Here is a 24,297-nt window from a genome sequence, read left to right on the forward strand (position 1 = left end):
TCCCGATGAACGATCCTCACGCCCTCCTGAACGCCGGCCGCCTGCAATGGCAGCGGCTGGTCGATTTCGTCGAACGCGCCATGCGCCGCGGCAAGCCGGCGCTGCCCTCGGCCGCGCCGCGCGGCGGCCCCGCGCGCGCGGTCACCACCACCGCCGGGCGCGCGGTGCCCGCCGACGGCGACCTGACCGTGGTGCTGTCCTCGCGCCCCGCCAATGACGAGACCGCCCATCCCGGGCGCGGCGAGCGAACCGTGCGCACGCTGCGCACCGTGGGCGCCGCCAGCGCCACCGGCGTCACCGGCACCACCGGCTTCGACGCCGACGCGACGGTGGTGATGCGCCCCGCGCCGGCCGCCGGCAGCACCCAGTCCGACAGCCTGAGCCGCGAGAGCTGGCAGCGCGTGGCGAACGCCCAGGGCGGCGATCACGCGAGCGTCGGCACCCTGCTCAAGGGCCGCTTCCTGCTGGAGCGCGAGCTCGGCCGCGGCGGCATGGGGGTGGTCTACCTGGCGCGCGACGAGCGCAAGGTCGAGGCGCGCGACCGCGATCCCTTCGTGGCCGTGAAGGTGCTCAACGACGAGTTCCGGCGCCATCCCGATTCGCTGATCGCGCTGCAGCGCGAGGCCCGCCGCGCGCAGCGCCTGGCCGACGATCACATCGTCCATGTCTACGATTTCGACAAGGACGGCACCATCGTCTTCATGACCATGGAGTACATCGACGGCACCGACCTGCGCACGCTGATCCGCGAGCGGCCGTCGGGCATGCCGTTTCGCGAGGCCTGGCCGCTGATCGAGGGCATGGCGCGCGCGCTGCAGCGTGCCCACGCGAGCGGCATCGTGCATTCCGATTTCAAGTCGGGCAACGTGATGGTCACGCGCGACGGCGTGCCCAAGGTGTTCGACTTCGGCATCGCCCGCGCCGGCAACGCGCGCGCGGGCGCGGCCGGCGACCAGACGGTGTTCGACGCCGGCACGCTGGGCGCGCTGACGCCGGCCTACGCGAGCCTGGAGATGATCCGCGGCGCCGATCCGGCGGTGCGCGACGACGTCTATGCGCTCGGCTGCGTGATCTACGAACTGCTGACCGGCCGCCATCCCTTCGAGCGCCGCAGCGCCGAGCTGGCGATGAACGAAAACGCCGCGCCGCCCGCGGTGCCGGGGCTGTCGCGGCGCCAGGCGCGCGCGCTGGCCGAGGCGGTGGCCTTCGAGGGCGACGCGCGGCTGCAGACGGTGGGCGCGCTGGTCGAGAGCCTGCGTCCGCGCCGGCCGCGCGAGCGCGTCGCGCCCTACCTGGTCGCGCTGCTCGCGTTGGCGGCGGTGGCGGCCGGCGCGGTGGCCCTGCACGGCCATTACCGGCAGCGCCAGCTCGATACCACCATCGAGCGCTTCGCCGACGGCAACCCGCAGCACTACGCCAGCGAGGACCAGGCGATGGCCGCGCTCGACGCGCTCGGCGCCGATGCGCGCCAGCAACTGGTGCTGACCCGCAGCGACGTGATCCTGCACTACCTCGCCGAGCGGCTCGACGCCTACTGGAGCCCGCCGCTCGGCCGCTTCGACTACGCCGCCGTGCAGCACGTGTTCCAGTTGCGCGACCAGCTCAAGCTGTTCTCGCCGGCCTTCGACGCGCGCCGCAAGGAGATCGACGACGAGCGCACCGGCATGCTGGCCCGGCTCGGCGGCAGCCTCGACGAGGCGGTCGATCGCGATGCGCTGTTCGAGGACCAGCCCGGCAGCGCCGCCGACATCCTGCAGCGCATCCGCCTGCTCGACCCGGGCAGCGCGCTGCTGCGCGGCAACCGCCTGGAACTGAAGTACGACGCCGCGATCGGCCAGTCGATCGACCTGGGCAAGTACGACGAGGCGCGCGCGCGGATCGCGCTGGGCCTGCAACTGTTCCCCGATTCGTCGCGCCTGCAGCGCCGCCGCGATCAACTGGCCGCCGAGCTGGCCTCGGCCGCCGCGCATCCGGGCCCGCAGGCCGCCGCGATGAACGTGGCCGATGCGCGGCACGCGCTGGCCGAGCTGGCCGCCAATCCGTCGACCAACAAGGCCTGGCTGGACGGCGTGGCCAATGCGATGGCCTCGCTGCAGGGCGACGACGCGCCCGAGACCGGCAAGGCGATCGATGCGCTGGCCGACGGCATCGTCACCGCGGCGGCCCAGGTCAGCGATCCGGGGCTGGCGCACCAGACGCTCGACCTGGTCGAGGTGGGGCTGCGCTACGCGCCGCATTCGCCGGGGCTGGCCGAGCAGCGCGACCGCATGCTGATGCTGCTGCAACAGCAGCGCATCGACCAGCAGATCGCCAGCAGCGATCCGGCCGCGCAGGTGGATGCGCTGCGCCTGGCGGCCTCGGCCAACGACGGCCCGCGCGCGCTGGCGGCGCTGAACCGGCTGCGCAGCCTGCAGCCGGGCAGCGCGGTGCTGGCGAGCGCCGCGCCGCAACTGGTGGCCAGCGCCTATCTCGGCAATGCGCGCGTGCTGGCGCGGCGCGGCCGGCTGGCCGACGCGGCCGCGCTGGTCTCGCAAGGCGCCGACGCGGTGCCGGGCGACGCGCGGCTCGGCGCGGCCGCGCAGCGCTACCTGGTGGCGGCGGCGATTCTCGATGCGCGCGGCAAGCCGCTCGCCGATCCCGACTACCAGGACCTGCATGCGCGCTACCAGGCGGCCTTGTCGGCCGACGCGGCCGGCATGCAGCAGCTCGAACGCGATCTCGGTGCGGGCGCCGCGCTGCCGCAGGGCGGCCTGGGCGCGGTGCTGGAGCAGATCCGCGCGCAGGGCGGCGCGGCCTCCGATGCCGAGCCGCAGGTGGTGGGCGGCAGCAGCGGCAGTGGCGGCTGAGCGGGCGCGATGGCGGGCAAATCGGTAGCCGAGTCGATGGCCGGATCGATGGACAAATCGGCGGATGACTCCGCCGGAGAAGCAACAGGCCGCGGCGCGGCGCGAGCGAGGCTGGCTCGCGTCGCGACGAAGCGCGGCCGGCGATGAGGGAAGGGACGATGGGCGTACGCGAGCAGCAGGCGAACCAGGCATTGCGTGTGCTTGACGACATGCACCGGCACGGCGAGATCGATCGACAGGCTTACCGGCAGCGCCGGCGCGCCGTGCTGGAGGCGCTCGGCGATACCTCGGGCGCGGGGGAGGCGGCGGTGACGGCCGGCGAGGACTTGGCCGCGATCGGGCGGGAACCGGGACGCGATACGGTGCGCCGCACCGTGCCGGCGCAGGAATTCGACGGCGCCGGCGAGGCGCGCCTGGTGTCGGCCGCGGCCACGAAGCTGCCGCGCAAGCGGCGCGCGCGGGCCGCGAATGCCGGGCGCGCGACCACCTGGCTGGTGGTGCTGCTCGGCATGGCCTTCGGGGTGGCCGCGGTCTACTGGTTCATGATGATGAGTTGAGCGTGGCCGATGCGAAGCGAGCCCGGGCCGGGCCTCGGCCGGCCCGGCCGGCGCGCTGGCTCAATCGGCCTCGGGCCCCGACAGCGTCTGCAGCTCCGACAGCCCGCCCGGCGCGATATCCCGCAGGACCTCGACGAAGCTCTTGCCGACCAGGCGCCGCGCGCGCTTGAGCAGGATCGGCAGCGGGCTGGACGGCTCGATTCGTTCGTAATACTCACAGATCTCGTCGAGGCGGCGGATCACGTCGTCGTGGCCCGAGATCTTGCCGGGCGGCGGTGCCACGGCCGCGGCTGCCGCTGCCACATCGGCCGGTATCTCGCCGTCGGCGCCGTCCGCCTGCGCGGCGGCGGCCAGCTCGGCGGCGCGCTCGGGAAAGCGGCGCAACAACTGGGCATCGACGAATTTCCTCAGCTCGGCAATATCCGCAGCCAGCAGCCCGAAATCGGGGCTCGCGGTGCCGAGCCGCTCGCGCAGCAGGGCAATCAGCGCGTTGGCGTGATCCTGCGCGGCGGCCAGCAGCGCGGCCGATTCCGGCAACTGCTCCTCGGGGCAGTCGAGGCAGCAGGCTTCCAGGTCCACCAGGGTCGGCGGCGGCGAGCCGTCGGCCGAGGGCGCGGCGGTGATCGCGCCGGTCGCCACGCGCAGGTCGCGCAGCGAGAAGCGGCCGAGCCGCGGCGACTGCACGAAGGGCACCACCCGGAAATAGGCCAGCGTGCCCTGCGGGTCGCCCAGCGGCATCACCGCGTTGACGCGCGCGGTCGGGTCGTTGTCGTCCTCGGCGTCGAGCCGGGGATGCACGTCGTCCCAGTAGCGCTCCAGCAGCTCGCGCACCAGGGCCAGGCCCGAGGCCCAGCCCGCCAGGCCCTGGCGGCGCGTGCGCGCGGCGGTCAGGTGCACGGCCACGCGCAGGTCCTTGGTGCGCGCGAACAGCGCCTCGGCCGCTTGCGCGACCTTGTCCCAGTCGGGCTCCTGGGCGGCCTTCAGGCTGTCGCCCATGGCGCGCTCGGGGGTGGGCATGGCGATCCGCTCGAGATCGGTGAAGGCGGGGTCGTATTCGAGATCGGGGCCGGTGGGCGCCGCGTCGTCGATCGCGGCGAGCAGCGGGTTCGGGTCGGTCGAGTCGGAATGGGTCATGGTGGCTTCGCTCCGGTCCTGCGTGACGGTGCCCCGGAAACAGGGCGCTCCATGCAGAACGATCGATGGCGATGGAATATTCCGGCGCATCGCGTGTTCTGTCATCGAGTCGAAAGCCAAACGGCATTCCATGCCGCGTTGAGCCGAATTCATGTATCTACAACCGAATCGCCGCGCCAGCCTGGTGCGCGGCGGCCCGGATCGTTTGGCGTCGTGCAATCGAATTGTTTAGTTGGCCGTAGGCTGGCGTGGCGGATGTCGCGCCCGGCGCGGCTTTGGGACGATGGATGCCGCTTGCGAATGTCACGGAAACTGCCTATGTTGTCAGTTCGTTCTTTTTGTTTTGCAACAGCAAACGTTAATCGGACGTTGTACAATCCGCGAGCCAGTCAACCAGCCGGAAACGGCCAGTTTTCGCCCGGTGTGCCAGCCGGCAATCCTGTCTTCAGCCAGTCAACCATGTCAACAGCAGATGTCGAGAGTCTGCCCAGTCTGCTGCCGGGCATGTTGCCGCGGCTCTGGGCGTTCTCCCTGCGCCTTTGCGGGAATCAGCACGACGCGGAGGATGTGCTCCAGCGCGCCTGCGTGCGGGGTCTCGAACGCGCCCACCAGTTGCAGCCCGGTACTTCCCCGCTGAGCTGGATGTTCTCCATCGTGCATTCCACCTGGATCAACGAGCTGCGCTCGCGCAACGTGCGCAGCCGCTCAAGCATGGAATGGGACGACAACTTCCTCGAGACCGTGCCCGATCCGGGCGCGCGCAATCCCGAGGAAACCTTGATGAACGGCGAGATCATCGCAGCGGTCGAGCGGCTGCCCGAGGCGCAGCGCATCGTGATGCTGCTGGTGGCCGTCGAAGGCCTCAGCTATGCCGAGGCGGCCGAGGTGCTCGGCGTGCCGATCGGCACCATCATGAGCCGCCTGTCGCGCGCCCGCCAGACCATCGGCGCGCAGTTCGGCCAGCGCGAGGCGAGCCCCCGTTCCACCGCCAACCAGCGAGCTGCGCGATGAAGATCGACGACGCCAGCCTGTTGGCCTATGTGGACGGCGAACTGACGCCGCAGGAAAACGCCCGCATCGAGGAGGCGATCGCCGCCTCGGAGGAACTGGCCTCGCGCGTGGCCATGCTGCGCGCCTCGCAACTGCCTTATGGCGAGGCCTTCGACCAGCAGTCGCTGCCGCCGGTGCCGGAATCGCTCACGCGCAGCGTCGACGAACTGATTCGCCGCCACCTGGCCGGCGAGGGCGCGTCGGTCGCGGCACCGCAGGCGACCGCCGCCGCGAACGCCGATGACGAGGATTCCGAAGCATCGCTGGGGCCGAACGTGCATCGCCTCAAGCCGCGCACGCGCAGCCTGCCGAGCTTCTCCTGGCCGAAGCTGGCGGTGGCCTTCGTGGCCGGCGCCTTCTGCTGCGGCTTGGCCCTGCAGTTCGCGCCGCGCCTGTCGGGCGGCGGCTTGCTCACCGCCTCGAACGATTCCGGCATGACGCCCTGGATCAAGGCCGCGGCCGGCTACCAGCAGCTCTATTCGCGCGACACCGTCGCGGCGCTGCAGCCCGACATGGGCGCCACCGCCACCACCGTCGCCGATATCCATGATGCCGACAAGCTGGCCTTGCAGATTCCCGATCTGCGCAGCCAGGGCCTGACCTTCAAGCGCGTGCAGCGGCTGCGTTTCCACGACAAGCCGCTGGTGCAGATCGTCTACCTGCCCGAGCAGGGCAAGCCGGTCGCATTGTGCGTGCTGAAGGAGGCCAAGGCCGATGCCGCGCCTTCGAGCGCGCAGGTGGAAGGCATGTCGGTGGTGTCGTGGCGGCGCGGCCAGCTCGGTTATGCACTGATCGCCGCGCCCGGCGACGTCGATCTCGATGCGCTCGGCAAGCAGCTCTACAACGGCCAGGTGTCGACCACCATCAGCGCCGCCGATACCGGGGTGCATGAACGCTCCGCGTCCTGAGCAAGCTGTCCTCGACGGGAGGGAGCCGGCCGTGGCGCTAGCCGCCGCGCCGGCCGCTTCCTTCGTTCTTCCGCGCGCGGCTGCGCGCGTCGATCGGGTCGCGCTCGCGGCCGGCGATCGATGATGCCCCCTCGTTCCGATTCGCGCGTCGCGACGCCGCGCGGCTTCTCGCTGGTGTGGCGCTGGGCGCTCGTGCTCGGCGCGCCGGCCCTGCTGGTCGGCTTGTTCGCCTGGTGCGGCGGCTGGCTCAGCGGACGTTTGACGGCCGCGCGCATCGTCGACGCCTTCGAGGCCACCAGCACCCCGCATCCGGGCTTTCGCCGCAATCACGCGAAAGGCATCTGCGTGACGGGCCATTTCGACAGCAACGGACGCGGCGAGCTGCTGTCGCGCGCCAGCGTGTTCGCGCCGGGCCGTTATCCGGTGGTGGGGCGCCTGTCGATGCCGGGCAGCGATCCGGGGCAGGACGACAGCGCCGGCATGGTGCGCAGCTTCGCGCTGCGCGTGAGCCTGCCGCATGGTGCCGACTGGCGCCTGGCGATGAACTCGGCGCCGATCTTCGCGGTGCGCACGCCGCAGGCGCTCTACGAGCAGTTGCGTGCCGACGCGCGGGACCCGCGCACGGGCCGCGCCGATCCGGCCAGGATGCAGGCCTTCCTCGCCAGCCATCCCGAGGCGCGTGCGTTTCGCGCCTACGTGGAGCGCCATCCGCCGTCCTCGCGTTTCGACAACGCCACCTATTACGGCATCAGCAGCTTCGTGACCAGCGACGCGCACCGGATCCGCCGCCATGTGCGCTGGGAGGTGGTGCCCGAGGCGCCGTACCGGCCGGTCGACCTGCGCGAGCAGCGCGACCCGGATTTCCTCGCCTACGACCTGGCGATGCGGCTCGCGAACGGCCCGCTGCGCTGGCACCTGATGCTGAACGTGGCGATGCCGGGCGACCCGCTCGACGATTCGACCCAGGCCTGGGCGCCTTCGCCGCGCCGGCTGCGCATCGATGCCGGCAGCTTCGTGATCGAGCGTGCGCAGGCGCAGCTCGACGGCCCCTGCCGCGATATCGTGTTCGATCCGACCATCCTGCCGGACGGGCTCGCGCCCTCGCGCGATCCCTTGCTGGCCGCGCGCTCCTCGACTTATCGCGAATCCTACGACCGGCGCACGCGCGAGGAGGCACGCGCGCATTGAGGCCGGGCCGGGCGCATGATGCGGCGCCCGCGAGCGTGCAGCGACGCGCGCAAACGGGCATCATGCAAATTGTTTGGCGATGCTGAAGATCGTCCTACGAATACCGGCCCGGCAGGCAGGGTCGGAAAGCTGTTCCGCTTCCCTGTCGATATGCTCATAAAGCGGAACTATGGTTATCATAGAGGTTTGCTAACAAGACCGGCCGGTCGGTGATGTTACCGATACAAATGGTCTATCTGGGCCCACCTGAGTTTCCTCTTCGTCCATGAAACCCGACGACAGCACATTGATCGCGTATGCCGACGGCGAGCTCGATGCGGCCGGCGCGGCATCGGTCGAGCAGGCGCTGGCCGAATCGTCCGAGCTGCGGGAGAGCGTGGCGCGCCTGCGTGCGTCGCGCCTGCCGTACCAGGACGCGTTCGCCGCGCAGAAGCTGCCGCCGTTGCCTGATGCGCTGCGCCTGCGCATCGAGGCGATGGCGAGCGCCGCGCAGGCGCAGTCGGCGGCGGCGGCAGCCCAGGCTCAGCCGCGCGAACAGGGACAAGAACAGGAACCGGTGCCGGCCTCGGCCAAGGTGGTGCCCCTGCCGGCGCGACGCAATCGCCCGATGCTGTGGCTGGCGGCGGCCTTCGTGGCCGGCGCGTTCTGCGCGGGGCTGGTGCAGCAGTTCGCGGCCGGCGGTTTCGGCGGCGGCAGCGGCCCGAGCTTGGCGGCCAGCGGCGCGAAGAAGCCGTGGATCAGCGTCGCGGCCGACTACCAGCAGCTCTACACGCGCGATACCGTCGCGAACCTGACGCCCGATCCGGCCGTCTCCGCGAAGATCGTCGGCGAGATCCGCAGCGACGACGGCATCCGCCTGCGCGTGCCCGACCTCAGCATGGCCGGCATGCGCTTCAAGGCCATCGACCGCCTGCGCTACGACGGCAAGCCGCTGGTCCAGATCGTCTACCTGCCCGAGCACGGCGTGCCGGTCGCCTTGTGCGTGATGAAGGATGCGCGGCCCGACCAGGGCATCGCCAAGCACGAGATGCACGGCATGACCGTGGTGGCCTGGCGCCAGAACGAGCTGTCCTACGCGCTGATCGGCAAGCCCGATTCAGGCGATCTCGAGGCCATCGCGCGGCAGATCTCCGGCAGCCATGTCGATGCGATGTTCGCGGTGCGCGAGGCGCGCGTCGATTTTCTCGGCTGATGTTCCGTTCCGGCCGCGTGTCCCCGCGCGGCCGATGCAGCACCTTCCCGTCGGTTTTCCTTCCCTTCCTGATGCGCGTGTCGCCGATACGGCGACAGGGTTTTTCTCGTTCGCTCGTCCGGGACGCCGCTGCCGCGCGGCTGCCGGCCTTGTGAGAATTTCTCGCGAGCCGCGTGCTTGCCGTGGCTGCGCGCGCGAATCGATACTGGCGGCCGGCCCAATCCGGTGACGGCGATGGCGAGGCAAGCACCCATCGTCGCCGTCATCGCCTCGCGCGGAGCGAACAACCACATGGCAATCCTGATGGGGCTGATTTCGGCCCTGTGCTGGGGCAGTACCGACTTCATGGCGGGGCAGGCGGCGCGCCGGGTGGGCGTGACGCGCTCGCTGTTCTACAGCCAGTCGATCGGCTTGCTGCTGCTGAGCGTCGTGCTCGCCTTCCATCCCGCCTGGCTGCGCATCGGCGCGCTCGACGCGGGGCTGCTGGTGGCGATCGTCACCGTGCTCAGTTCGCTGGCCAGCGCGGTGACGGTGCTGCTCGGCTTCGTGATCCGGCACGAGCGGCCGAGCGCGGCGCAGTGGCTGGGGATCGCGGCGATTCTGGTGGGGGTGGTGCTGCTGAAAGTGACGCCGGCGGTGTTTGCCTGAGCGGGCCCGATGCGCGGCGCGCGGGCCACGCGCCCGCTTCCCGTCCGGGCGCGCAATTCATCCCCATTTTCAGGAGAAAGCGGGCCCAATCCGGCGAGACGTCGCCTGGCTTGGCGGCTGCGGCGCCCTGCCGCAGCCAATCTGTTGCAAAAAGGGTATTGCCTGTTGCAGTGCAGCGAGCGATCCGTATAATACGGGTTTTCCCCTAGGCACTAACCCTGAGGTCATCATGAAAGCTGCGACTGCATCGACTCCTGCTCTGGTCCAATGGTTTACTCAACTGCGCAGCGGTCTGGCCCGCGCGTGGGAAATCCACGTCCGTACCTGCGAACTGATCGCCGAAGCACACCGCCGCATGTAATGGCGGGCGGCTCGGCCGCCGGCGGGGCGATACGGAGCGGCGCGGCGTTTGGCTGCGACGGCGTATCGAATCCTCGTGGTACCGAAGCCGCGTATCGAGTCCGGGGCTGAATTCGGGTTCCGGGCTCCGCGCAGTCCAGGCCTTGCTCGCCATGGCCTGCGCCAGCCGGTAGCGCGAAGCTTGCGCGCTGCCGATCGTCCCCGTCGGGGCAGCATCCTCTCGATGGATGCGGCGCGAACCGGCAACCGCTCGACGATCGGCCGCGACGGCAGCGGGCAGGGCAGCCAGCCTCGCCTGCTTCGCGCAGCGGCGTTTTTCCCGCATTGCCCTGTTCCTTCGTCGAAGGAACGCATCCCATCGCCGCGATCACACGCGGCATCCCCGCTTTCCCTTCACAGCACCCCGAGCCATCGCCACCACAGCGCGTTGAACGGGATCACGCACAGCACGCCCAATCCCGCCGTCACCACGCAATAGCGCAGCGCCGCGCGCCGCTCCAGCGTGGCCAGCGCGATGCCGAACACGATCGGCGGCGACTGGTAAGGCAGCACCGTGGTCGCGTAGCCCATCACCTGCGCCAGCAAGCCGGCCTTCAGGTAGACACTTTGCGCGAGCGCCTGCGAGGCGATCGGTATATAGAGCGCCGGCTCCGCATTCGAGGTGACCGCGAAGCACAGCAGGATCGACAAGGCGCTGAGCGCGGCATAAGCGAGCATCGGGCTGTCGCGCAGCGCGTCGAGCGCGGCCATGCCCGGCAGGCGCGCACCGAGCTGGTCGACCAGGGCCGTCAAGCCGATGATGGCCGCGATGAACCACAGCAACTCCATCTTCAGCGAGGCCGTGAAGCGCTCCAGGGCGTCGGCGGGCGAACTCGCGAAATAGACCAGCGCGAAACCGAGCCCGATCCAGCCCGGTGCGACGTGGTGCCAGGCATCGCTGAACCAGCCCGCCAGCGTGATCGCGAGCAGCGTCATGGCATGCCATTCGCGGCGCGACAGCGCGGCCGGCGGTGTGGCGGCCGCGCCCGCCGTGTCGATCCGATCGGGAAACAGCCGCCAGGCCGCGAGCACCAGCACGGCGCCGCGCAGGATCGCGCCGGCGGGGAAGAACCAGGCGAGATAGTCGGAGAAACGCAGCCGCAGCCCATGCGACTGCTCCAGGATGCCGGCCATGATCACGTTCGGCAGGTTGGCCGGCAGCACCGCGGCGGCCAGCTCATAGGCGCCGACGATCACCAGCAGCAGGATGCCGCGCCGGCCGTTCGACTCGGGGCCGAGCCCGACCGCCTCGCAGTAGCCGAGCGCGATCGGCACCAGGATCGCGATGCGCCCGAAGGTCGAGGGCATCACCAGCGAGAGCGCGAAGCCGAGCACGGCGAAAGCCAGCAGCGCGCGCGGATAGGCGGCGCCGATGCGTCGCGCCAGCGCGCCGCCGAGCCGCGCGCTCAGGCCGCTGTCCTTCAGCGCGAAGCCGATCGCCGCGCCGCTGAACACCAGCCAGAACGCGCTGGACCCGAAGCCCGAGAAGATCGTGGCGGCCGGCACGCGGGTGCAGGTGGCCGCGAGGAAGAAGAACAGCAGCGAGATCCACAGGCTGGCGATCGCGTTGGTGGCCCACAGCACGATGCAGGCGAACACGATCGCGACGATGCGGGCGTCGTGCGGGGCCAGCGTGCCGCGTGCGGCCAGCATCGCGATCGCGCCCAGGCCGGCCGCGAGCAGGGCGAGGGCGATGTTTGCGCCGGTGTTCAGGGTGGCGAGTCTGGCCTGCATGGCACTCCTGCTGGAAAGGGTGGTTGTCTATTTTTATAGACAATTGAGACAAAAATCGGCGCGCGAGAGATTGGCGGCGAAGCGGTTCAGGGCCTCGAACAGGGCCGCGTCCGAGCGCTCGCTCGCCTCGTTCAGCTGTTGCGCCTCGGCATGCAGGCGAGTCAGGAACGCGTGCATCGTGGCCGCCTGCACGGCCACGCCGTCCTGCCGCTCGGCGAAGGCCGCCGTGGCCCGCGCGATCAACAGCAGCGCCGCCGCCTCGCGCCCCGCGCTGCCGGCCGCGTCGCGGCAGCAGGCCTCGAAGGCCTCCAGCTCGGCGAAACCGGCGATCTCGCGCGCCAGCCATTGCACCCCTTCGGAAAGCTTCATGGTTTGCCTTTGCTTGTGCCTGTCGTCTAAATATTTAGACTAACTGCGGCGGGCGACGAATGCAAGCGCCGTTTTTCGGGGCACGAGGAAGCCGGGCCGGCGCGTTTCGCGCGGCGCTTTCGCGTAATATCGTGCCGTTTTCCTTTCCGAGCCCCCAAGGTCCCGCATGCCCGCAGCCGGCCCCCGCAGGAAGCGTCTTCGAGGCGCGCGCTTCGATTTCGACAGCATCGGCGAGCGCCTGCGCGCCTACCGGATGGCGGCCGAGCTGCGCAGCGAGGACCTGGCCGAGCGGCTCGACATCTCGCGCGCGGCCGTCTACAAGCTCGAGCGCGGCGAGATCGTCAAGATCGACACGCTGGAGCGGCTGGCCACGCTGTTCGGCGTGTCGCTGGCGAACCTGCTGGGCGTGGAGGTCGAGTATCACGACTCGGCGATCAGCTATTTCGAGCGGATGCGGCAGATCGAGCGGCGCTCACGGCGCATCGTCGCGCACTTCGATCCCTTCTCGTTCCTGCTGACCTCGGACGATTACGCCGGTTGGCTGCGGCGCATGCTGGAGGAAAGCGTGCCGCCGGCGCTGGCCGACGCGGCCTGGACGCAGACGCTGTCGAAGGTGATGGCGATCCTCGCCGAGCGCAAGGCCGCGTACCGCGCGACGCCGCTGGACGTGACCAGCCTGATCGGGCTGCGCCAGATCGAGCAGTTCCTGCATCACGGGCTGGTGGGCCGGCTCGGCCTGCCGCCGGGCGTGCAGCTCGAGCGCAAGCTCGCGGCGCGGCGCGAGGTGATGCGCATCGTCGGGATGCTGGAGGACGAGACGGCGGGCGTGCGGATCGGCATCGTCGCCGACGCGCTGCCGAACGAGACCTTCCAGATCTTCGAGGGCGAGCACGAGGCGCAGGTCGCGGTCTCGCCGTTCCGGCTCGGCGAGCTGCCGAACATCCGCACCGGCATCGCCACCATTACCACCTCGGCCGATGCCGTGGCGATGTACCGGCGCATGATCGACCGGCTGTGGGCCGACGCGGCGAAGGGCCGGGCCGGGGCGAAGCTGCTGCGGGACCTGTTGGAGCGCGTGTAGGTGGGGCGGCGTCGGCGTGCCTTCGCTCAGCCGACCGCCTTGAGCGCCGCCACGAAGCGCTTGTCCGCCAGGTAGGCCACGTTGAAGCGGCAATAGGCCGAGAGCCGGTCCGCGCCGGGCGCGAACACGGCGCCGGGCGCGAGGATCACGCCGCGCTCCAGCAGCGCCTGGGCGAGCTGCATCGAATCGGGCCAGCCCGGCAGCGAGGCCCACAGATACAGGCTCTGCTCGCTCTCTCGGAAGATCTCGGCGCCCAGCCGGCGCAGCGCCAGGATGCCGGCCTCGGTGGCGCGCCGCAGCTTGTCCTGCAGGAAATTCGTATGACGCAGGAAATGGCCGTCGCTGACGATCGCGTCGAGCGTGCGCTCGCAGTATTCCGAGCTGCTCACGTGCATCAGCATCTTGACGTCGGCCAGGTCGCTGGCGAGGCCCGCCTCGCAGGCCAGGAAGCCCACCCGCAGCGCGGCCGACACCGATTTCGCGAAGCTGCCCACGTAGATGGTGCGGCGCAACTGGTCCAGCGTGGCGATGCGCGTGAGCGTGCGCGGCTTCAGGTCGGCCAGCGCGTCGTCCTCCACCAGCATCAGGTCGTGCGCCTCGGCCAGTTGCAGGATGCGATGCGCCTTGGCGGCGCTGGTGTCGGTGGCGGTGGGGTTGTGGCCCACCGACTGCGTGAAGAACAGCCGCGGGCGATGCTCGGCGAGCGCCGCCTCGAGCGCGGCGATCGAGGGACCGTCGGTCTCGCGAGGGATCCCGACGATGCGCGCGCCGCTCAGCTTGAGCTTGCCGAACAATGGGTAGTAGCCGGGATCGTCGACCAGCACCGCATCGCCGGGCCGCACGAAGTAGCGCAGCACGATGTCGATGGCCTGGTTGGCGCCGTGCGTCAGCACGATCTGCGCGGGCTGCGCGTCGATCTCGTAGCCGGCCAGCTTCTGCTGCAGCGACTGGCGCAGCGGCAGGTAGCCGTAGCGGCTGCCGTAGCGGAACAGCGAGGCCACGCCGGTGCGCACCACGCGCTGGTGGTAAAGGTCCAGGCGCGTCTTGGCGAGCCAGTCGACGGGCGGGAATCCCTCGCCCAGGTTCAGCACGTTGGCGCTCTCGTGCAGCTGCTCGCGCATCAGCCAGACCACGTCCATCGCGCGGTCCAGGGTGGTGGCGCTGCCCTCGCTCTCGGCGATGGCCGCGGCCGCCGCGCCGCTGCCGGCACCGGGCCGCCGGCAGACGAAGAAGCCCGAGCCGCGCCGCGGCTCGATCAGGCCGTTGGCGGTCAGGATGTCGAAGGCGCTGACCACCGTGTTCTTCGAGCAGCCCGAGGCATCGGCGTATTCCCTGATCGAGGGCAGCTTGCTGCCGGCCGGCAGGATGCCTTCCTCGATCTGTCTGGCGAGATTGTCCGCGATCCCCTCGGACAAGGTGGTTCCTGCACGCCGTATCATCGCGTCCGCTCCGTCGGGCCGGCGCACTGTGCCAGGTACAGTGCATCGAGTGTTGTGGGGAACTGTACCTTTCATTAAGGTACAGCGCGCCTATTATTCGTCCATTCGAAGCGGCCCCGCAACACCGGAAAACGCGGGGCCGCGCCATCCGACATGGAGACGCCCGCGATGCCCATCGATTCCGCCCTGCCCGATTTCCGTTCCCTGACTCCCGCCGAGCGCCTGGCTCGCATCGCCGCGGCCGCCGGCCTCGACGACGCGCAGCACGCGCTGCTGGCCAAGCCCGGCGCGCTGCCGATCGAGGTGGCCAACGGCATGATCGAGAACGTGATCGGCACCTTCGAGCTGCCGCTGGCGGTGGCCGGGTACTTCCGCATCAACGGCGAGGACGTGCTGGTGCCGATGGCGGTGGAGGAGCCCTCGATCGTCGCGGCCGCCTCCTTCATGGCCAAGCTGGCGCGCGAGGCGGGCGGTTTCCGCACTTCCAGCACCGGGCCGCTGATGCGCGCCCAGGTGCAGGTGCTCGGCATCGACGATCCCTATGGCGCGCGCCAGACCATCCTGGCCGCCAGGGACGAACTGATCGAGCTGGCCAATGCGCGCGACGCGGTGCTGGTGAAGCTCGGCGGCGGCTGCCGCGACATCGAGGTGCAGGTGTTCCCCGACACGCCGCGCGGCGCGATGGTGGTCGCGCACCTGATCGTCGACGTGCGCGACGCGATGGGCGCCAATACCGTCAACACCATGGCCGAGGCGGTGGCGGGGCGCATCGAGGCGCTCACCGGCGGCACCGTGCGGCTGCGCATCCTGTCGAACCTGGCCGACCTGCGGCTGGCCCGCGCGCACGTGCGCTACTCGGCGGCCACGCTGGCCACGCGCGAGTATTCGGGCGAGGCGGTGATCGACGGCGTGATCGACGCCTACCTGCTGGCCGCCGTCGATCCCTATCGTGCGGCCACCCACAACAAGGGCATCATGAACGGCATCGATCCGGTGATCGTCGCCACCGGCAACGACTGGCGCGCGGTGGAGGCGGGCGCGCATGCCTATGCCAGCCGCGGCGGACGCTACACCTCGCTGACCACCTGGGAGAAGGCGGCCAACGGCGACCTGGTCGGCACCATCGAGCTGCCGATGCCGGTCGGGCTGGTGGGCGGCGCCACGCGCACCCATCCGCTGGCGCGCGCGGCGCTGCGGATCCTCGGCGTGCAGAGCGCGCAGCGGCTCGGCGAGATCGCCGCGGCGGTCGGCCTGGCGCAGAACATGGGCGCGCTGCGCGCGCTCGCCACCGAAGGCATCCAGCGCGGCCACATGGCGCTGCACGCGCGCAATATCGCGATCGCGGCCGGCGCGAGCGGCGCCGACATCGACTGGGTCGCGCGCAAGATGGCGGCCGCCAGGGACGTGCGCACCGATCGCGCGCTGGAACTGCTGGCCGGCCCGCGCGACTGAGCGGCGGCTCGTCGTCGGAAGGCGCGGGCCCATAACCAGGCGGACCGGGGATCCACCCCGGCCGCGACGGCAGCTTGCCTGCCGAAGGAGGAGACGCATGAACGAGATGGGTGGCAATTCCGCCGCGCTGGCGGCCGGGCCCGCGCGACACGAGGCGGCGGCCAAGACGGCGGCCGCGGCGCCGCTGGCCGAGGTGTGGGGCGACACGGTCGACCTGCGCCATCTGGGCTGGTCGGTGGCGATCGGCGTGGGCGTGGCGCTGGGCGCCTTCCTCGCGGGACGCGCGCTGCTGGCGCCGCTGGTCGCCGATCCGCAGATCGCGCGCGCCTACGCGATGCTGGTCGGCCTGGGCGGCTGCCTGGCCGCCGGCGTGATCTGCGCGAAGCTGTTCGCGCCCAAGCGCGTGGTGGTCGAGCAGGTGGTGGACGAGGCCGCGCGCCTGCGCGTGCTGGCCCAGCTCGATGCCGAATCGGGCGGCCTCGGCTCGCTCGAGGACCTGAGCCCGGCCGCGCGCGCCGAGATGGACGAGCTGGGCCTGACCGCCGTGTTCGCCGCCTACGAGCGCGGCGCGGGCCGCGTCGCCGCCGAGGCGGGCGCCGCCGCCGCCGGCGTTGCCGCTGCCGCTGCCGCCGCCAAGCCGGGAGCCCGCTCATGACCCCGCTGCTGTCCGACTTCTCCGTGGCGCTGGCGATGGGCCTGCTCGGCGCGATCGCCTTTGCCGCGATCGGCCTGGTTTCCGGCACCGACGAGACCACCACCATCGCGCCGCTGACCCTGCTGGTGGCCCTGCTCGGCGTGCCGCCGGCAGGCGTGTTCACCTTCTTCTTGGCCGGCGCGGTGGCCAAGCACATGACGCACGCGATTCCCACCGCGCTGCTCGGCATTCCCGGCGACACCATGGCCGCGCCGCTGCTGCAGCAGGCCACTGCCTTGCGCGCGCTCGGCGTGCCGCATATCGCGCTGCGCAAGATGATTTCGGGCGCGATCGTGGCGGCCTGCGTGGCGGTACCGCTGGCGGTGCTGTTCGCGGTGCTGCTGGCGCCGTTCGGCGGCGCGATCGCGAAGGCCGCGCCCTGGGTGTTCCTGGCCGCCGCCTGCGTAATCGCCTACGCCTCGGCCGGGCGCTGGGCCTGCGTGCTGCTGCTGGTGCCCTTCGTGCTGCTGATCGTGGCGCTGCAGACGCTGACCGGCAAGTACGGCGTGAAGCTCTCGGTCAGCTACTTCCTCGGCATCGCGATCGGCCCGCTGATCGCCGACCTGTTCGCGATCCTCTCGCCGCCGGCGCGCCGCGCGATGCGGCGCGAGGGGCTGGCCACCTTCTCGCTGGCGCCGGACCTGAAGGGCTGGCGCGGCTGGTTCCCGAACCCGCTGCGCATCCTCGATCGCAGCCAGGCCGGCTGGACGCTGGGCACCGCCGCGCTGTCGAGCGCGACCTTCGTGTTCAGCCCGGTGGCGATGACGGTGGTGGCAGGCGAGATCGTCGGCGCGCGCGTCAAGCATGCCTATCCGCGCCTGACCACGGTGATCGCCGCGCGCAACGGCGTGACCGAGGCCACCTATATCGCCGAGGCGCTGATCCCGCTGATCGCCTTCGGGCTGCCGCTGAGCCCGGTGGCGGCGGGACCGGCCGCGCCGCTGTTCAATGCGCCGCCGCGCTTCTTCGTCGACGCGGCCGGCGGGCAGGTCCACAACCTGCACACGCTGATGTCGGCCTGGGCCTTCCTCGGCTACGGGCTGCTCGCGGTGCTGCTGGCCGCGCTGATCGCCTATCCGCTGGCGATGAACTACGCGCATCGCGCGGCGTCGTTCGTGGCGCGCAAGCTCTCGCACGAGGCCATCATCGCCACCTTCTCGGGGCTGATCGTGGTGATCGGCGTGTGGGAGGGCGGCCTGGCGGGGCTGGCCGTGATCCTCACGGTGGGGCTGGTGGGCGGCGTGCTGTCGAGGCTGTTCGGCTTCAATACCGGCGTGCAGTTCATGGGCTACTACGCGGCCGTGCTCGGCGTGCCGGCCTTGATGAAGCTGGTGTAGGGCGCCGTGTCGCGTGCACGGCGCTGGGCGGTGGTGCCGCGCGCGCGGGATTTGCGGCGGCACCGTCGCCCGGAACATGCCGTCGCGGCCCGGTTTTGCCGGCGGCGAGCCGCTCAGCGCGTGGCGGGCACGTTGCGTTTGAGGAACGCGCGCATCAGCCGGCCGATCTCGGCGCCATCCTCCTCCAGCGCGAAATGGCCGGTATCGAACAGGTGCAGCTCCGCCTTGGGCAGGTCGCGCAGATAGGCGCGCGCGCCGACCGGCGGGAAGGCCTTGTCGTTCTTGCCCCAGACGATCAGCATCGGCGGCTGGTACTCGCGGAAATAGGCTTGCCATTGCGCGTATTGCGCCACGTTGCTGCCGTAGCTGTAGAACAGGTCCAGCTGGATCTCCTGGTTGCCGGGGCGATCGAGATAGGCCTGGTCGAGCGTCCAGGTGCCGGGGTCCAGGTGGCCGAGATCGCGCGTCCCGTCCACGTAGTGCCAGCGCGTCACCTTCAACTGCAGCAGTTGGCGCAGGCGCTCGGCATTGGCCGCCGAACGATCGGCCCAGTAGGCCTTCAGCGGCTTCCAGAAATCGCCGGCGATGCCCTCCTCGTAGGCGTTGCCGTTCTGCACGACGATCGCGGTGATGCGCTTGGGATGCGCCGCGGCGATCCGATAGCCGACCGGCGCGCCGTAATCCTGCACGTACAGCGCGTAGCGCGTCAGGCCGAGGGTTTCGGTGAACCCGTCGATCACCTTGGCGAGATTGTCGAAGGTATAGCTGAAGCGATCCGGCGGCGGCATGTCGCTCTGGCCGAAACCGGGGTAGTCCGGCGCGATCACGTGGTAGCGGTCGGCCAACTGCGGCATCAGGTTGCGGAACATCTGCGACGAGGTCGGGAAGCCGTGGAGCAGCAGCACGGTGGGGGCGTTCTTCGGGCCGGCCTCGCGATAGAAGATCTTCACGCCGTTCACATCGACGGTGTGATAGCTGACGGCATCGGCGCTTGCCGCGGGGGCGCCGGTCGACGCGACGGTGCCGGCGGCCTGCGCGGCGGGCGAGAGCGTGGCGAACGTGAGGGCGCAAGCGGCGGCCAGGCCGGCGAGGGTCGGGAATTTCATCGTGAAGGCTCCAGGGGCGATGTGATGGAAAGGAAAAAAAATCGTGTCGAGCTTGATTTGCATGACGAACTATTGATTCGTCATGCCGGCCGACGAAGGTGGTCCGTATCAGCGTCGATCGTGTGCCCGACGTCGTGCCTGCCATGAGGTCGTCACGAGAAATGGATGCGGGGACAACGAACGAGGCTGAAGCGCCATGATTTCCTCAGGACCGCGCGATCCAGGGATCGGATCGCATGGAGAGGAAGTCTAGGGGCGCGAAGGGCTTGCAGGAATACGCCGGGGAGCGAATGGATCGTTCGCGAAACGCGAAGAATGGCGGCGGGGTGCCGATCACCCCGCGCGGGGCCGCTACTCAGTCGGTGGGGCCGGTGCAGCTTTTCGCGCCGGCGGCCATGACAGTGCAATGCTCCACACTCCAGTGGCTGCTGCTCGACAGGCCGGCGCCGCCGGTCAGGCCCGCCAGCTTCCAGCGCGGGCTGAAATGCAGGTCGATGCGCTCGGTCTGGTTGGGCGTGCCCAGCGCGGGCAGCGGCGAGGCGCTCGCCAGCGCCTGCGTGACCGCGGCGTTCCAGGCCGGGTCGCCGTCGCCGTTGGCGGGCTGCAGCTCGGACGATTCGACCGCGCCGCTGCGGGAAAAATGCGTCGACAGCACCGCCTCGGGATAACCGTCGACGGCGGGACGCGCCGCATACAGGCTGCCGCCGATCCGGCAACCCACGTAACGCTGCCATTGCAGCGCGCTCAGGTGCGCCAGCGAGACAGGATCGCCGCCCTTCGCGGCCTGCTTCAGGCAGATCGAGGCGATCTGGTCGGGGGAGGGCATCGGCGGGTCGTTGGCGGCGCAGCCGGCCAGCGCCAGCGAGGCGATGAGCGCGAGCGGGATGAGCGAGGTGAGGGCGTCCCGGGCTGCACGGTTCCGGCGCGGCGATCCGATGGTCATGGTCTCTCTCGATTCGTTGTGCGTTGTCGTAGGAATGAGCGCTATTCCAGCACCATCTCGATGCCGGGGCAAGCGCCGGCCGCGCAGGCGGTGACAGTCTGCGATTCGGCTTACCTGGCGGGCAGCGGCGCCGCCGCGTCGTAGAATGCGCTCGACCGACTTCCCATCATCCCCAAGCCATCGGCGACGCGCATGGAAATCAAATGGATCGAGGACTTCATCGCCCTCGCGCAATACCAGAGCTTCTCGCGCGCGGCCGAGTTCCGCAACGTCACGCAATCGGGCTTCAGCCGCCGCATCCAGTCGCTGGAGCAGTGGGTCGGCGCGGAGCTGATCGACCGCAGCAGCTTCCCGCCGGTGCTGACGCCGGCCGGGCGCCTGTTCCGCGAGGCCGCCGACGACATCCTGCACAAGCTGCACGACACGCGCGCCATCATCCGCAACGAGCAGCGCATCGCCGGGCGCGGGCTGCAGATCGCGGCCGGCCACACCATCGCGCTGAACTTCCTGCCGGGCTGGCTGAAGGCCTTGTCGGGCCATTTCGGCGAGGTGCGCGCGCGGGTGGTGCCGGCCAATGTCCATGATTCGATCCTCTCGCTGGTGAACGGCAACTGCGAGCTGATGTTCGCCTACCACCATCCCGAGCTGCCGCTGCATCTCGATCCCGCGCGCTACGAGCACCTCACGGTCGGCCTCGATACGCTGCTGCCGGTCAGCCAGCCCACGCCGCGCGCGGCGCCGCGCTTTCGCCTGCCGGGCACCAGCAAGGCCGCGCTGCCGCTGATCTCGTACACGGAAACCAGCTATTTCGGGCGCTGCCAGGCGCTGCTGCTGTCGCGCGCGCCGGCCACGCCGATGCTGCGGCTGCACTTCGAGTCGGACATGGCCGAGGTGCTCAAGAAGCTGGTGGTCGAGGGCGAGGGCCTGGCCTGGCCTGGCTGCCGCGCAGCGCGATCGCGCGCGAGCTCGCGGCCGGCGAGCTGGTGCCGGCGGGGCCGGCCGCCTGGCAGCTCGAGGTGGAGCTGCGTGTCTATCGCGATACCAGCAATCGCGGCGCCTTCGTCGATACGCTCTGGCAGCACCTGCGCGCCTCGATCTGAGGCTCCCTGCCGTGGCCGCCCCCGGGATTTCCCTGCCTATGCGAATCACGCATACGCGCATGCCGGACCCGCATCGCGGGTTTTTTGACCGTCCCTACCATTCGTCCTGACGGTCGAGGCAAGCCGCTTTCCGCTTTCGTCCGTCGCCCGCGTCGAACCCCGACGTTTCCTCATCGACACGCGCCGCAGGACCCTCCAGGTTCGCCCGGCGCCTCCAGGGACGGACATGAAATCACGCCTCACTCCATGGATCGCGGCCGGCATGCTGCTCGGCATCGCGGCCGGCGGCTACTGCCACGCGACGGCGGCCGATGCCGCGCAAGCCCGGGATATCGCCGGCTACTTCTCGATCCTCACCGACATCTTCCTGCGGCTGATCAAGATGATCATCGCGCCGCTGGTGTTCGCCACCCTGGTGTCGGGGCTCGCCGGCATGGATGGCGGCCGCGACGTGGGCCGCATCGGCCTGCGCACCGTGCTGTGGTTCCTGTGTGCCTCCTTCGTGTCGCTGCTGATCGGGCTGGCCTTCGCCAACGCGCTGCAGCCGGGCGCCGGCCTGCATTTGGCGGCGGGGGCCGGGGAACGCGTCGCCGGGCTCGACACGGCGGGGCTGAACCTGAAGGACGTGCTCACGCACGCCTTCCCCACCAGCCTGCTTGATGCGATGGCGCGCAACGACATCCTGCAGATCCTGGTGTTCTCGCTGTTCTTCGGGCTCGGGCTCGGCGCGCTCAGGCAGGACCCGCGCGTGGCCCTGCTGGTCGGCGCGATCGACGGCCTGGTGCCGGTGATGCTGCGGCTGACCGGCTACGTGATGCGCGCCGCGCCGTTCGGCGTGTTCGGCGCGATCGCCTCGGCCGTCACGCTGCGCGGGCTCGACGTGGTGCTCACCTATGGCCGGCTGATCGGCGCGTTCTATGCGGCGCTGGTGGTGTTGTGGCTGCTGCTGGTGGGCGTCGGCTGGCTGTTCCTGGGGCGCGACGTCGGCCGCCTGCTGAAGGCGGTGCGCGAGCCGGCCATGCTGGCCTTCTCGACGGCCAGCAGCGAGGCTGCCTATCCGCGCCTGACCGAGCAGCTCGAACGTTTCGGCGTGCCGAAGAAGGTGGTGGGCTTCACGCTGCCGCTCGGCTACGCCTTCAACCTCGACGGCTCGATGATGTACCAGTCCTTCGCCGCGATCTTCATCGCCCAGGCTTTCGGCATCGACATGCCGGTCTCGCAGCAAGTGTTGATGCTGCTGGTCCTGATGCTGAGCAGCAAGGGCATGGCCAGCGTGCCGCGCGGCTCGGTGGTGGTGGTCGCCGCGGTCGCGCCGCTGTTCCATCTGCCCGCCGCGGGCGTGGCGCTGGTGCTGGCGATCGACCAGATCCTCGACATGGGACGCACCATGACCAACGTGATCGGCAACAGCGTGGCCAGCGCCGTGATCGCGAAGTGGGAAGCGCGGCGCGCGGCGGGCGAGGCGGCCGAAGCGAGGGAGCCGGGGCCGGTGTCGAGCGAGCTGCCGCGTCTCGAGCCGCTGGCGGGCGACGCACGATGAGCGGCGCGAGCCTTCCGGCCGGCGCGCCGGCACGGCGCCTCGGCATCGTCGGCGGGCTCGGCCCGCTGGCCGGCGCCGACCTGTACGCCAAGCTGATGCGCGCGGCCGGCACCACGCCGATCGACGCGATCCTGGCCCAGCATCCGCTGCGCGGCGGCCCGGATCGCGAGGCGAGCGCCGAGCGCAAGCTCCATGTGTTCGACCTGATCCGCGAGTTCGAGCAGCGCGGCGTGACCACCGTGGTGCTGCCCTGCTTCCTCAGCCACACCTTCCTCGACGAGCTGCGCGCGAACACCTCGCTGGCGATCGTCGACCTGGTCGAGGCGGTGCGCGAGCACGTGCGCCGCGCGTGGCCGCTCGCGCGGCGCGTCGGCGTGCTGGCCTCGGCGGCGACGCGCGAGCGGCGCCTGTTCGAGCGCTACTTCGCGGCGCCGGAATTCAGTCTCTGCCATCCCGGCGAGGTCGATGGCATCGATGCGGTGACGGAGGCGGTCTATGGCGTGGACGGCATTCGCGAGGGCGCGCTCGACGGGCGCCCGGTCGAGCTGCTGCGGCGTGCCTGCGCCTCGCTGATCGAGCAGGGCGCGGAGGTGATCGTGCCGGGCCTGACCGAGATCGCCCTGGTGCTGGACGCGCTCGGGACGCTGCCGGTGCCGCTGGTCGACCCGAACCAGGTCTATGCGCGGCGCGTGCTCGCCGCCGACCACGAGGGCGCGCATGGCGGCCAGGCCGAGCCGTTCCGGATCGGCGTGGTCGGCGGCGTCGGGCCGGCGGCCACCGTCGACTTCCTGCGCAAGCTGGTGCACCACACGCCGGCCGCGCGCGACCAGGACCACCTGAAGCTGATCGTCGAGCAGAATCCGCAGATCCCCGATCGCACCGCGCACCTGGTCGGCGAGGGCCCCGATCCGACCGTCTCGCTCTATGCCGCCTGCAAGCGCCTGGAGCAGGGCGGCGCGAAGCTGGTGGCGATCCCCTGCAATACCGCGCACGCCTTCGTCGAGCGAATCCAGCCGCGCCTGTCGATCCCGATCGTCAACATGCTGACGGTGACGGCGCGCCATCTGCGCGAGCGTTTTCCCGAGGTGCGCGAGATCGGCGTGCTGGCCACCTCGGGCACGCTCGCCAGCGGCGTCTATCGCGAGGCGCTGGCCGCCGAGGGGTTCGCGCAGCGCGTGCCGCCGCCAGCCTTGCAGGCGCGCGTGATGGCGGCGATCTACGGCGAGGCGGGCGTCAAGGCCGGGTTCGTGCAGGGTCGCTGCCGCGAGGACATCGAGGCCGCGCTCGATGCGCTGGTTGCGGCCGGCGCTCGCGTGGTGCTGCTCGGCTGCACCGAGCTGCCGCTGCTGCTGCCGGCAGGCGAGATCGCCGGCCCGGGCGGCGCGCGCGTGAGCCTGGTCGACCCGACCGAGGTGCTGGCCAGGGCCTGCGTCGCGGCGGCGACCAGCGCGGCAAATGAGGCGGCGAACGAGGCGGCGAACGAGGCGGAACCGCGGCGTTCCTTTTGATCGAATAAATCGATACTCAGATCGGAAAAATATCGTTTTTCATCGAAGATTGTAATCGGTAACATCGGTGTC

The 24,297-nt window shown here is 70.5% G+C and carries 19 protein-coding genes and 1 pseudogene; 14 read left to right on the forward strand and 6 right to left on the reverse strand.

Translation table 11 applies throughout. The annotated features are described in order from the left end of the window. Nucleotides 1–5 precede the first annotated feature (5 nt). Nucleotides 6–2,846: a serine/threonine-protein kinase gene (locus FB600_RS08070; RefSeq protein WP_145756499.1), complete on the forward strand. Its 2,841-nt coding sequence runs from the start codon at nt 6–8 to the stop codon at nt 2,844–2,846. A 158-nt stretch (nt 2,847–3,004) separates the two neighbouring features. Beyond that, on the forward strand, nt 3,005–3,403 hold the full coding sequence (locus tag FB600_RS08075; protein ID WP_145756500.1) for a hypothetical protein: 399 nt from the start codon (nt 3,005–3,007) through the stop codon (nt 3,401–3,403). Between the two features lie 60 nt (nt 3,404–3,463). On the opposite strand, the gene tssA is transcribed toward FB600_RS08075, so the two are convergent. Then, the gene (tssA, locus tag FB600_RS08080; protein ID WP_145756501.1) at nt 3,464–4,537 is read right to left on the reverse strand and encodes a type VI secretion system protein TssA; all 1,074 of its coding nucleotides are present in this window, start codon (nt 4,535–4,537) and stop codon (nt 3,464–3,466) included. A 459-nt stretch (nt 4,538–4,996) separates the two neighbouring features. Here tssA and FB600_RS08085 point away from each other — a divergent pair, with 459 nt between their 5' ends. The 5 genes from FB600_RS08085 (at nt 4,997) to FB600_RS08105 (ending at nt 9,523) form a co-directional block, all read left to right on the forward strand. After that, nucleotides 4,997–5,548: an RNA polymerase sigma factor gene (locus FB600_RS08085; RefSeq protein WP_013689217.1), complete on the forward strand. Its 552-nt coding sequence runs from the start codon at nt 4,997–4,999 to the stop codon at nt 5,546–5,548. Beyond that, nucleotides 5,545–6,495 (forward strand): anti-sigma factor family protein, encoded by a 951-nt coding sequence (locus FB600_RS08090; protein ID WP_145756502.1) that lies wholly within the window; start codon nt 5,545–5,547, stop codon nt 6,493–6,495. Before FB600_RS08085 ends, FB600_RS08090 begins: the two co-directional genes overlap by 4 nt. A 120-nt stretch (nt 6,496–6,615) precedes the next feature. Continuing rightward, entirely contained in the window at nt 6,616–7,683 is a 1,068-nt protein-coding gene (locus FB600_RS08095; protein WP_145756503.1) for a catalase family peroxidase, read from the forward strand. Nucleotides 7,684–7,948: 265 nt separating this feature from the next. After that, a complete protein-coding gene (locus tag FB600_RS08100; protein ID WP_098182481.1) occupies nt 7,949–8,875 on the forward strand; it encodes an anti-sigma factor family protein in 927 nt (308 codons plus the stop codon). Between the two features lie 291 nt (nt 8,876–9,166). Beyond that, complete coding sequence (locus tag FB600_RS08105) at nt 9,167–9,523, forward strand: EamA family transporter (RefSeq protein WP_145768424.1); 357 nt, start codon at nt 9,167–9,169, stop codon at nt 9,521–9,523. 753 nt (nt 9,524–10,276) lie between these two features. Here FB600_RS08105 and FB600_RS08110 read toward each other — a convergent pair. Together FB600_RS08110 and FB600_RS08115 are read right to left on the reverse strand one after the other, a co-directional pair. Further along, nucleotides 10,277–11,656: an SLC13 family permease gene (locus FB600_RS08110; protein ID WP_096752426.1), complete on the reverse strand. Its 1,380-nt coding sequence runs from the start codon at nt 11,654–11,656 to the stop codon at nt 10,277–10,279. A 33-nt stretch (nt 11,657–11,689) separates the two neighbouring features. Continuing rightward, nucleotides 11,690–12,025 (reverse strand): hypothetical protein, encoded by a 336-nt coding sequence (locus tag FB600_RS08115; RefSeq protein ID WP_145756505.1) that lies wholly within the window; start codon nt 12,023–12,025, stop codon nt 11,690–11,692. A 166-nt stretch (nt 12,026–12,191) separates the two neighbouring features. Between FB600_RS08115 and FB600_RS08120 the strand changes: the two genes are divergently transcribed. Next, a complete protein-coding gene (locus tag FB600_RS08120; protein WP_145756506.1) occupies nt 12,192–13,106 on the forward strand; it encodes a helix-turn-helix domain-containing protein in 915 nt (304 codons plus the stop codon). A gap of 26 nt (nt 13,107–13,132) precedes the next feature. Here FB600_RS08120 and FB600_RS08125 read toward each other — a convergent pair whose 3' ends face one another. Continuing rightward, nucleotides 13,133–14,545 carry a PLP-dependent aminotransferase family protein gene (locus FB600_RS08125; RefSeq protein WP_096752975.1) on the reverse strand — a complete coding sequence of 471 codons (1,413 nt, stop codon included), beginning with the start codon at nt 14,543–14,545 and terminating at the stop codon, nt 13,133–13,135. A 168-nt stretch (nt 14,546–14,713) separates the two neighbouring features. Here FB600_RS08125 and FB600_RS08130 point away from each other — a divergent pair, with 168 nt between their 5' ends. From FB600_RS08130 to FB600_RS08140, 3 genes are all read left to right on the forward strand, one after another. After that, nucleotides 14,714–15,997 (forward strand): hydroxymethylglutaryl-CoA reductase, degradative, encoded by a 1,284-nt coding sequence (locus FB600_RS08130; protein WP_013689226.1) that lies wholly within the window; start codon nt 14,714–14,716, stop codon nt 15,995–15,997. 97 nt (nt 15,998–16,094) lie between these two features. Further along, nucleotides 16,095–16,652 carry a hypothetical protein gene (locus FB600_RS08135; protein ID WP_233630248.1) on the forward strand — a complete coding sequence of 186 codons (558 nt, stop codon included), beginning with the start codon at nt 16,095–16,097 and terminating at the stop codon, nt 16,650–16,652. Continuing rightward, complete coding sequence (locus FB600_RS08140) at nt 16,649–18,028, forward strand: tripartite tricarboxylate transporter permease (RefSeq protein WP_046576261.1); 1,380 nt, start codon at nt 16,649–16,651, stop codon at nt 18,026–18,028. Before FB600_RS08135 ends, FB600_RS08140 begins: the two co-directional genes overlap by 4 nt. Nucleotides 18,029–18,141: 113 nt before the next feature. Here the strand turns inward: FB600_RS08140 and FB600_RS08145 are convergent, their stop codons facing one another. Together FB600_RS08145 and FB600_RS08150 are read right to left on the reverse strand one after the other, a co-directional pair. Beyond that, nucleotides 18,142–19,134 carry an alpha/beta fold hydrolase gene (locus FB600_RS08145; RefSeq protein WP_145756507.1) on the reverse strand — a complete coding sequence of 331 codons (993 nt, stop codon included), beginning with the start codon at nt 19,132–19,134 and terminating at the stop codon, nt 18,142–18,144. A 355-nt stretch (nt 19,135–19,489) separates the two neighbouring features. After that, nucleotides 19,490–20,077 (reverse strand): TonB C-terminal domain-containing protein, encoded by a 588-nt coding sequence (locus FB600_RS08150; protein ID WP_145756508.1) that lies wholly within the window; start codon nt 20,075–20,077, stop codon nt 19,490–19,492. Between the two features lie 192 nt (nt 20,078–20,269). On the opposite strand from FB600_RS08150, the pseudogene FB600_RS08155 reads away from it, so the two are divergent. The 3 genes and pseudogenes from FB600_RS08155 to FB600_RS08165 all read left to right on the forward strand — a co-directional run bounded on the left by FB600_RS08155 (nt 20,270) and on the right by FB600_RS08165 (nt 24,225). Beyond that, nucleotides 20,270–21,177 (forward strand): annotated as a pseudogene (locus FB600_RS08155) (LysR substrate-binding domain-containing protein). Between the two features lie 226 nt (nt 21,178–21,403). Further along, entirely contained in the window at nt 21,404–22,717 is a 1,314-nt protein-coding gene (locus tag FB600_RS08160) for a dicarboxylate/amino acid:cation symporter (protein WP_145756509.1), read from the forward strand. After that, nucleotides 22,714–24,225 carry an aspartate/glutamate racemase family protein gene (locus FB600_RS08165; RefSeq protein ID WP_145756510.1) on the forward strand — a complete coding sequence of 504 codons (1,512 nt, stop codon included), beginning with the start codon at nt 22,714–22,716 and terminating at the stop codon, nt 24,223–24,225. Before FB600_RS08160 ends, FB600_RS08165 begins: the two co-directional genes overlap by 4 nt. The last annotated feature ends 72 nt before the right edge of the window (nt 24,226–24,297 follow it).

The sequence above is a fragment of the Burkholderia sp. SJZ089 genome (genome assembly GCF_007828315.1).
In the GTDB taxonomy this organism is placed as follows: domain Bacteria; phylum Pseudomonadota; class Gammaproteobacteria; order Burkholderiales; family Burkholderiaceae; genus Burkholderia; species Burkholderia gladioli.

Bases quoted from the DNA above. Each gene is read 5' to 3' on its own strand.
- FB600_RS08125 (WP_096752975.1), bottom strand. From the start codon at position 14,545: ATGATACGGCGTGCAGGAACCACCTTGTCCGAGGGGATCGCGGACAAT.
- FB600_RS08090 (WP_145756502.1), top strand. From the start codon at position 5,545: ATGAAGATCGACGACGCCAGCCTGTTGGCCTATGTGGACGGCGAACTG.
- FB600_RS08130 (WP_013689226.1), top strand. From the start codon at position 14,714: ATGCCCATCGATTCCGCCCTGCCCGATTTCCGTTCCCTGACTCCCGCC.
- FB600_RS08100 (WP_098182481.1), top strand. From the start codon at position 7,949: ATGAAACCCGACGACAGCACATTGATCGCGTATGCCGACGGCGAGCTC.
- FB600_RS08110 (WP_096752426.1), bottom strand. From the start codon at position 11,656: ATGCAGGCCAGACTCGCCACCCTGAACACCGGCGCAAACATCGCCCTC.
- FB600_RS08150 (WP_145756508.1), bottom strand. From the start codon at position 20,077: ATGACCATCGGATCGCCGCGCCGGAACCGTGCAGCCCGGGACGCCCTC.
- FB600_RS08140 (WP_046576261.1), top strand. From the start codon at position 16,649: ATGACCCCGCTGCTGTCCGACTTCTCCGTGGCGCTGGCGATGGGCCTG.
- FB600_RS08145 (WP_145756507.1), bottom strand. From the start codon at position 19,134: ATGAAATTCCCGACCCTCGCCGGCCTGGCCGCCGCTTGCGCCCTCACG.
- FB600_RS08075 (WP_145756500.1), top strand. From the start codon at position 3,005: ATGGGCGTACGCGAGCAGCAGGCGAACCAGGCATTGCGTGTGCTTGAC.
- FB600_RS08070 (WP_145756499.1), top strand. From the start codon at position 6: ATGAACGATCCTCACGCCCTCCTGAACGCCGGCCGCCTGCAATGGCAG.
- FB600_RS08160 (WP_145756509.1), top strand. From the start codon at position 21,404: ATGAAATCACGCCTCACTCCATGGATCGCGGCCGGCATGCTGCTCGGC.
- FB600_RS08105 (WP_145768424.1), top strand. From the start codon at position 9,167: ATGGCAATCCTGATGGGGCTGATTTCGGCCCTGTGCTGGGGCAGTACC.
- FB600_RS08165 (WP_145756510.1), top strand. From the start codon at position 22,714: ATGAGCGGCGCGAGCCTTCCGGCCGGCGCGCCGGCACGGCGCCTCGGC.
- FB600_RS08095 (WP_145756503.1), top strand. From the start codon at position 6,616: ATGATGCCCCCTCGTTCCGATTCGCGCGTCGCGACGCCGCGCGGCTTC.
- FB600_RS08115 (WP_145756505.1), bottom strand. From the start codon at position 12,025: ATGAAGCTTTCCGAAGGGGTGCAATGGCTGGCGCGCGAGATCGCCGGT.
- tssA (WP_145756501.1), bottom strand. From the start codon at position 4,537: ATGACCCATTCCGACTCGACCGACCCGAACCCGCTGCTCGCCGCGATC.
- FB600_RS08085 (WP_013689217.1), top strand. From the start codon at position 4,997: ATGTCAACAGCAGATGTCGAGAGTCTGCCCAGTCTGCTGCCGGGCATG.
- FB600_RS08120 (WP_145756506.1), top strand. From the start codon at position 12,192: ATGCCCGCAGCCGGCCCCCGCAGGAAGCGTCTTCGAGGCGCGCGCTTC.
- FB600_RS08135 (WP_233630248.1), top strand. From the start codon at position 16,095: ATGAACGAGATGGGTGGCAATTCCGCCGCGCTGGCGGCCGGGCCCGCG.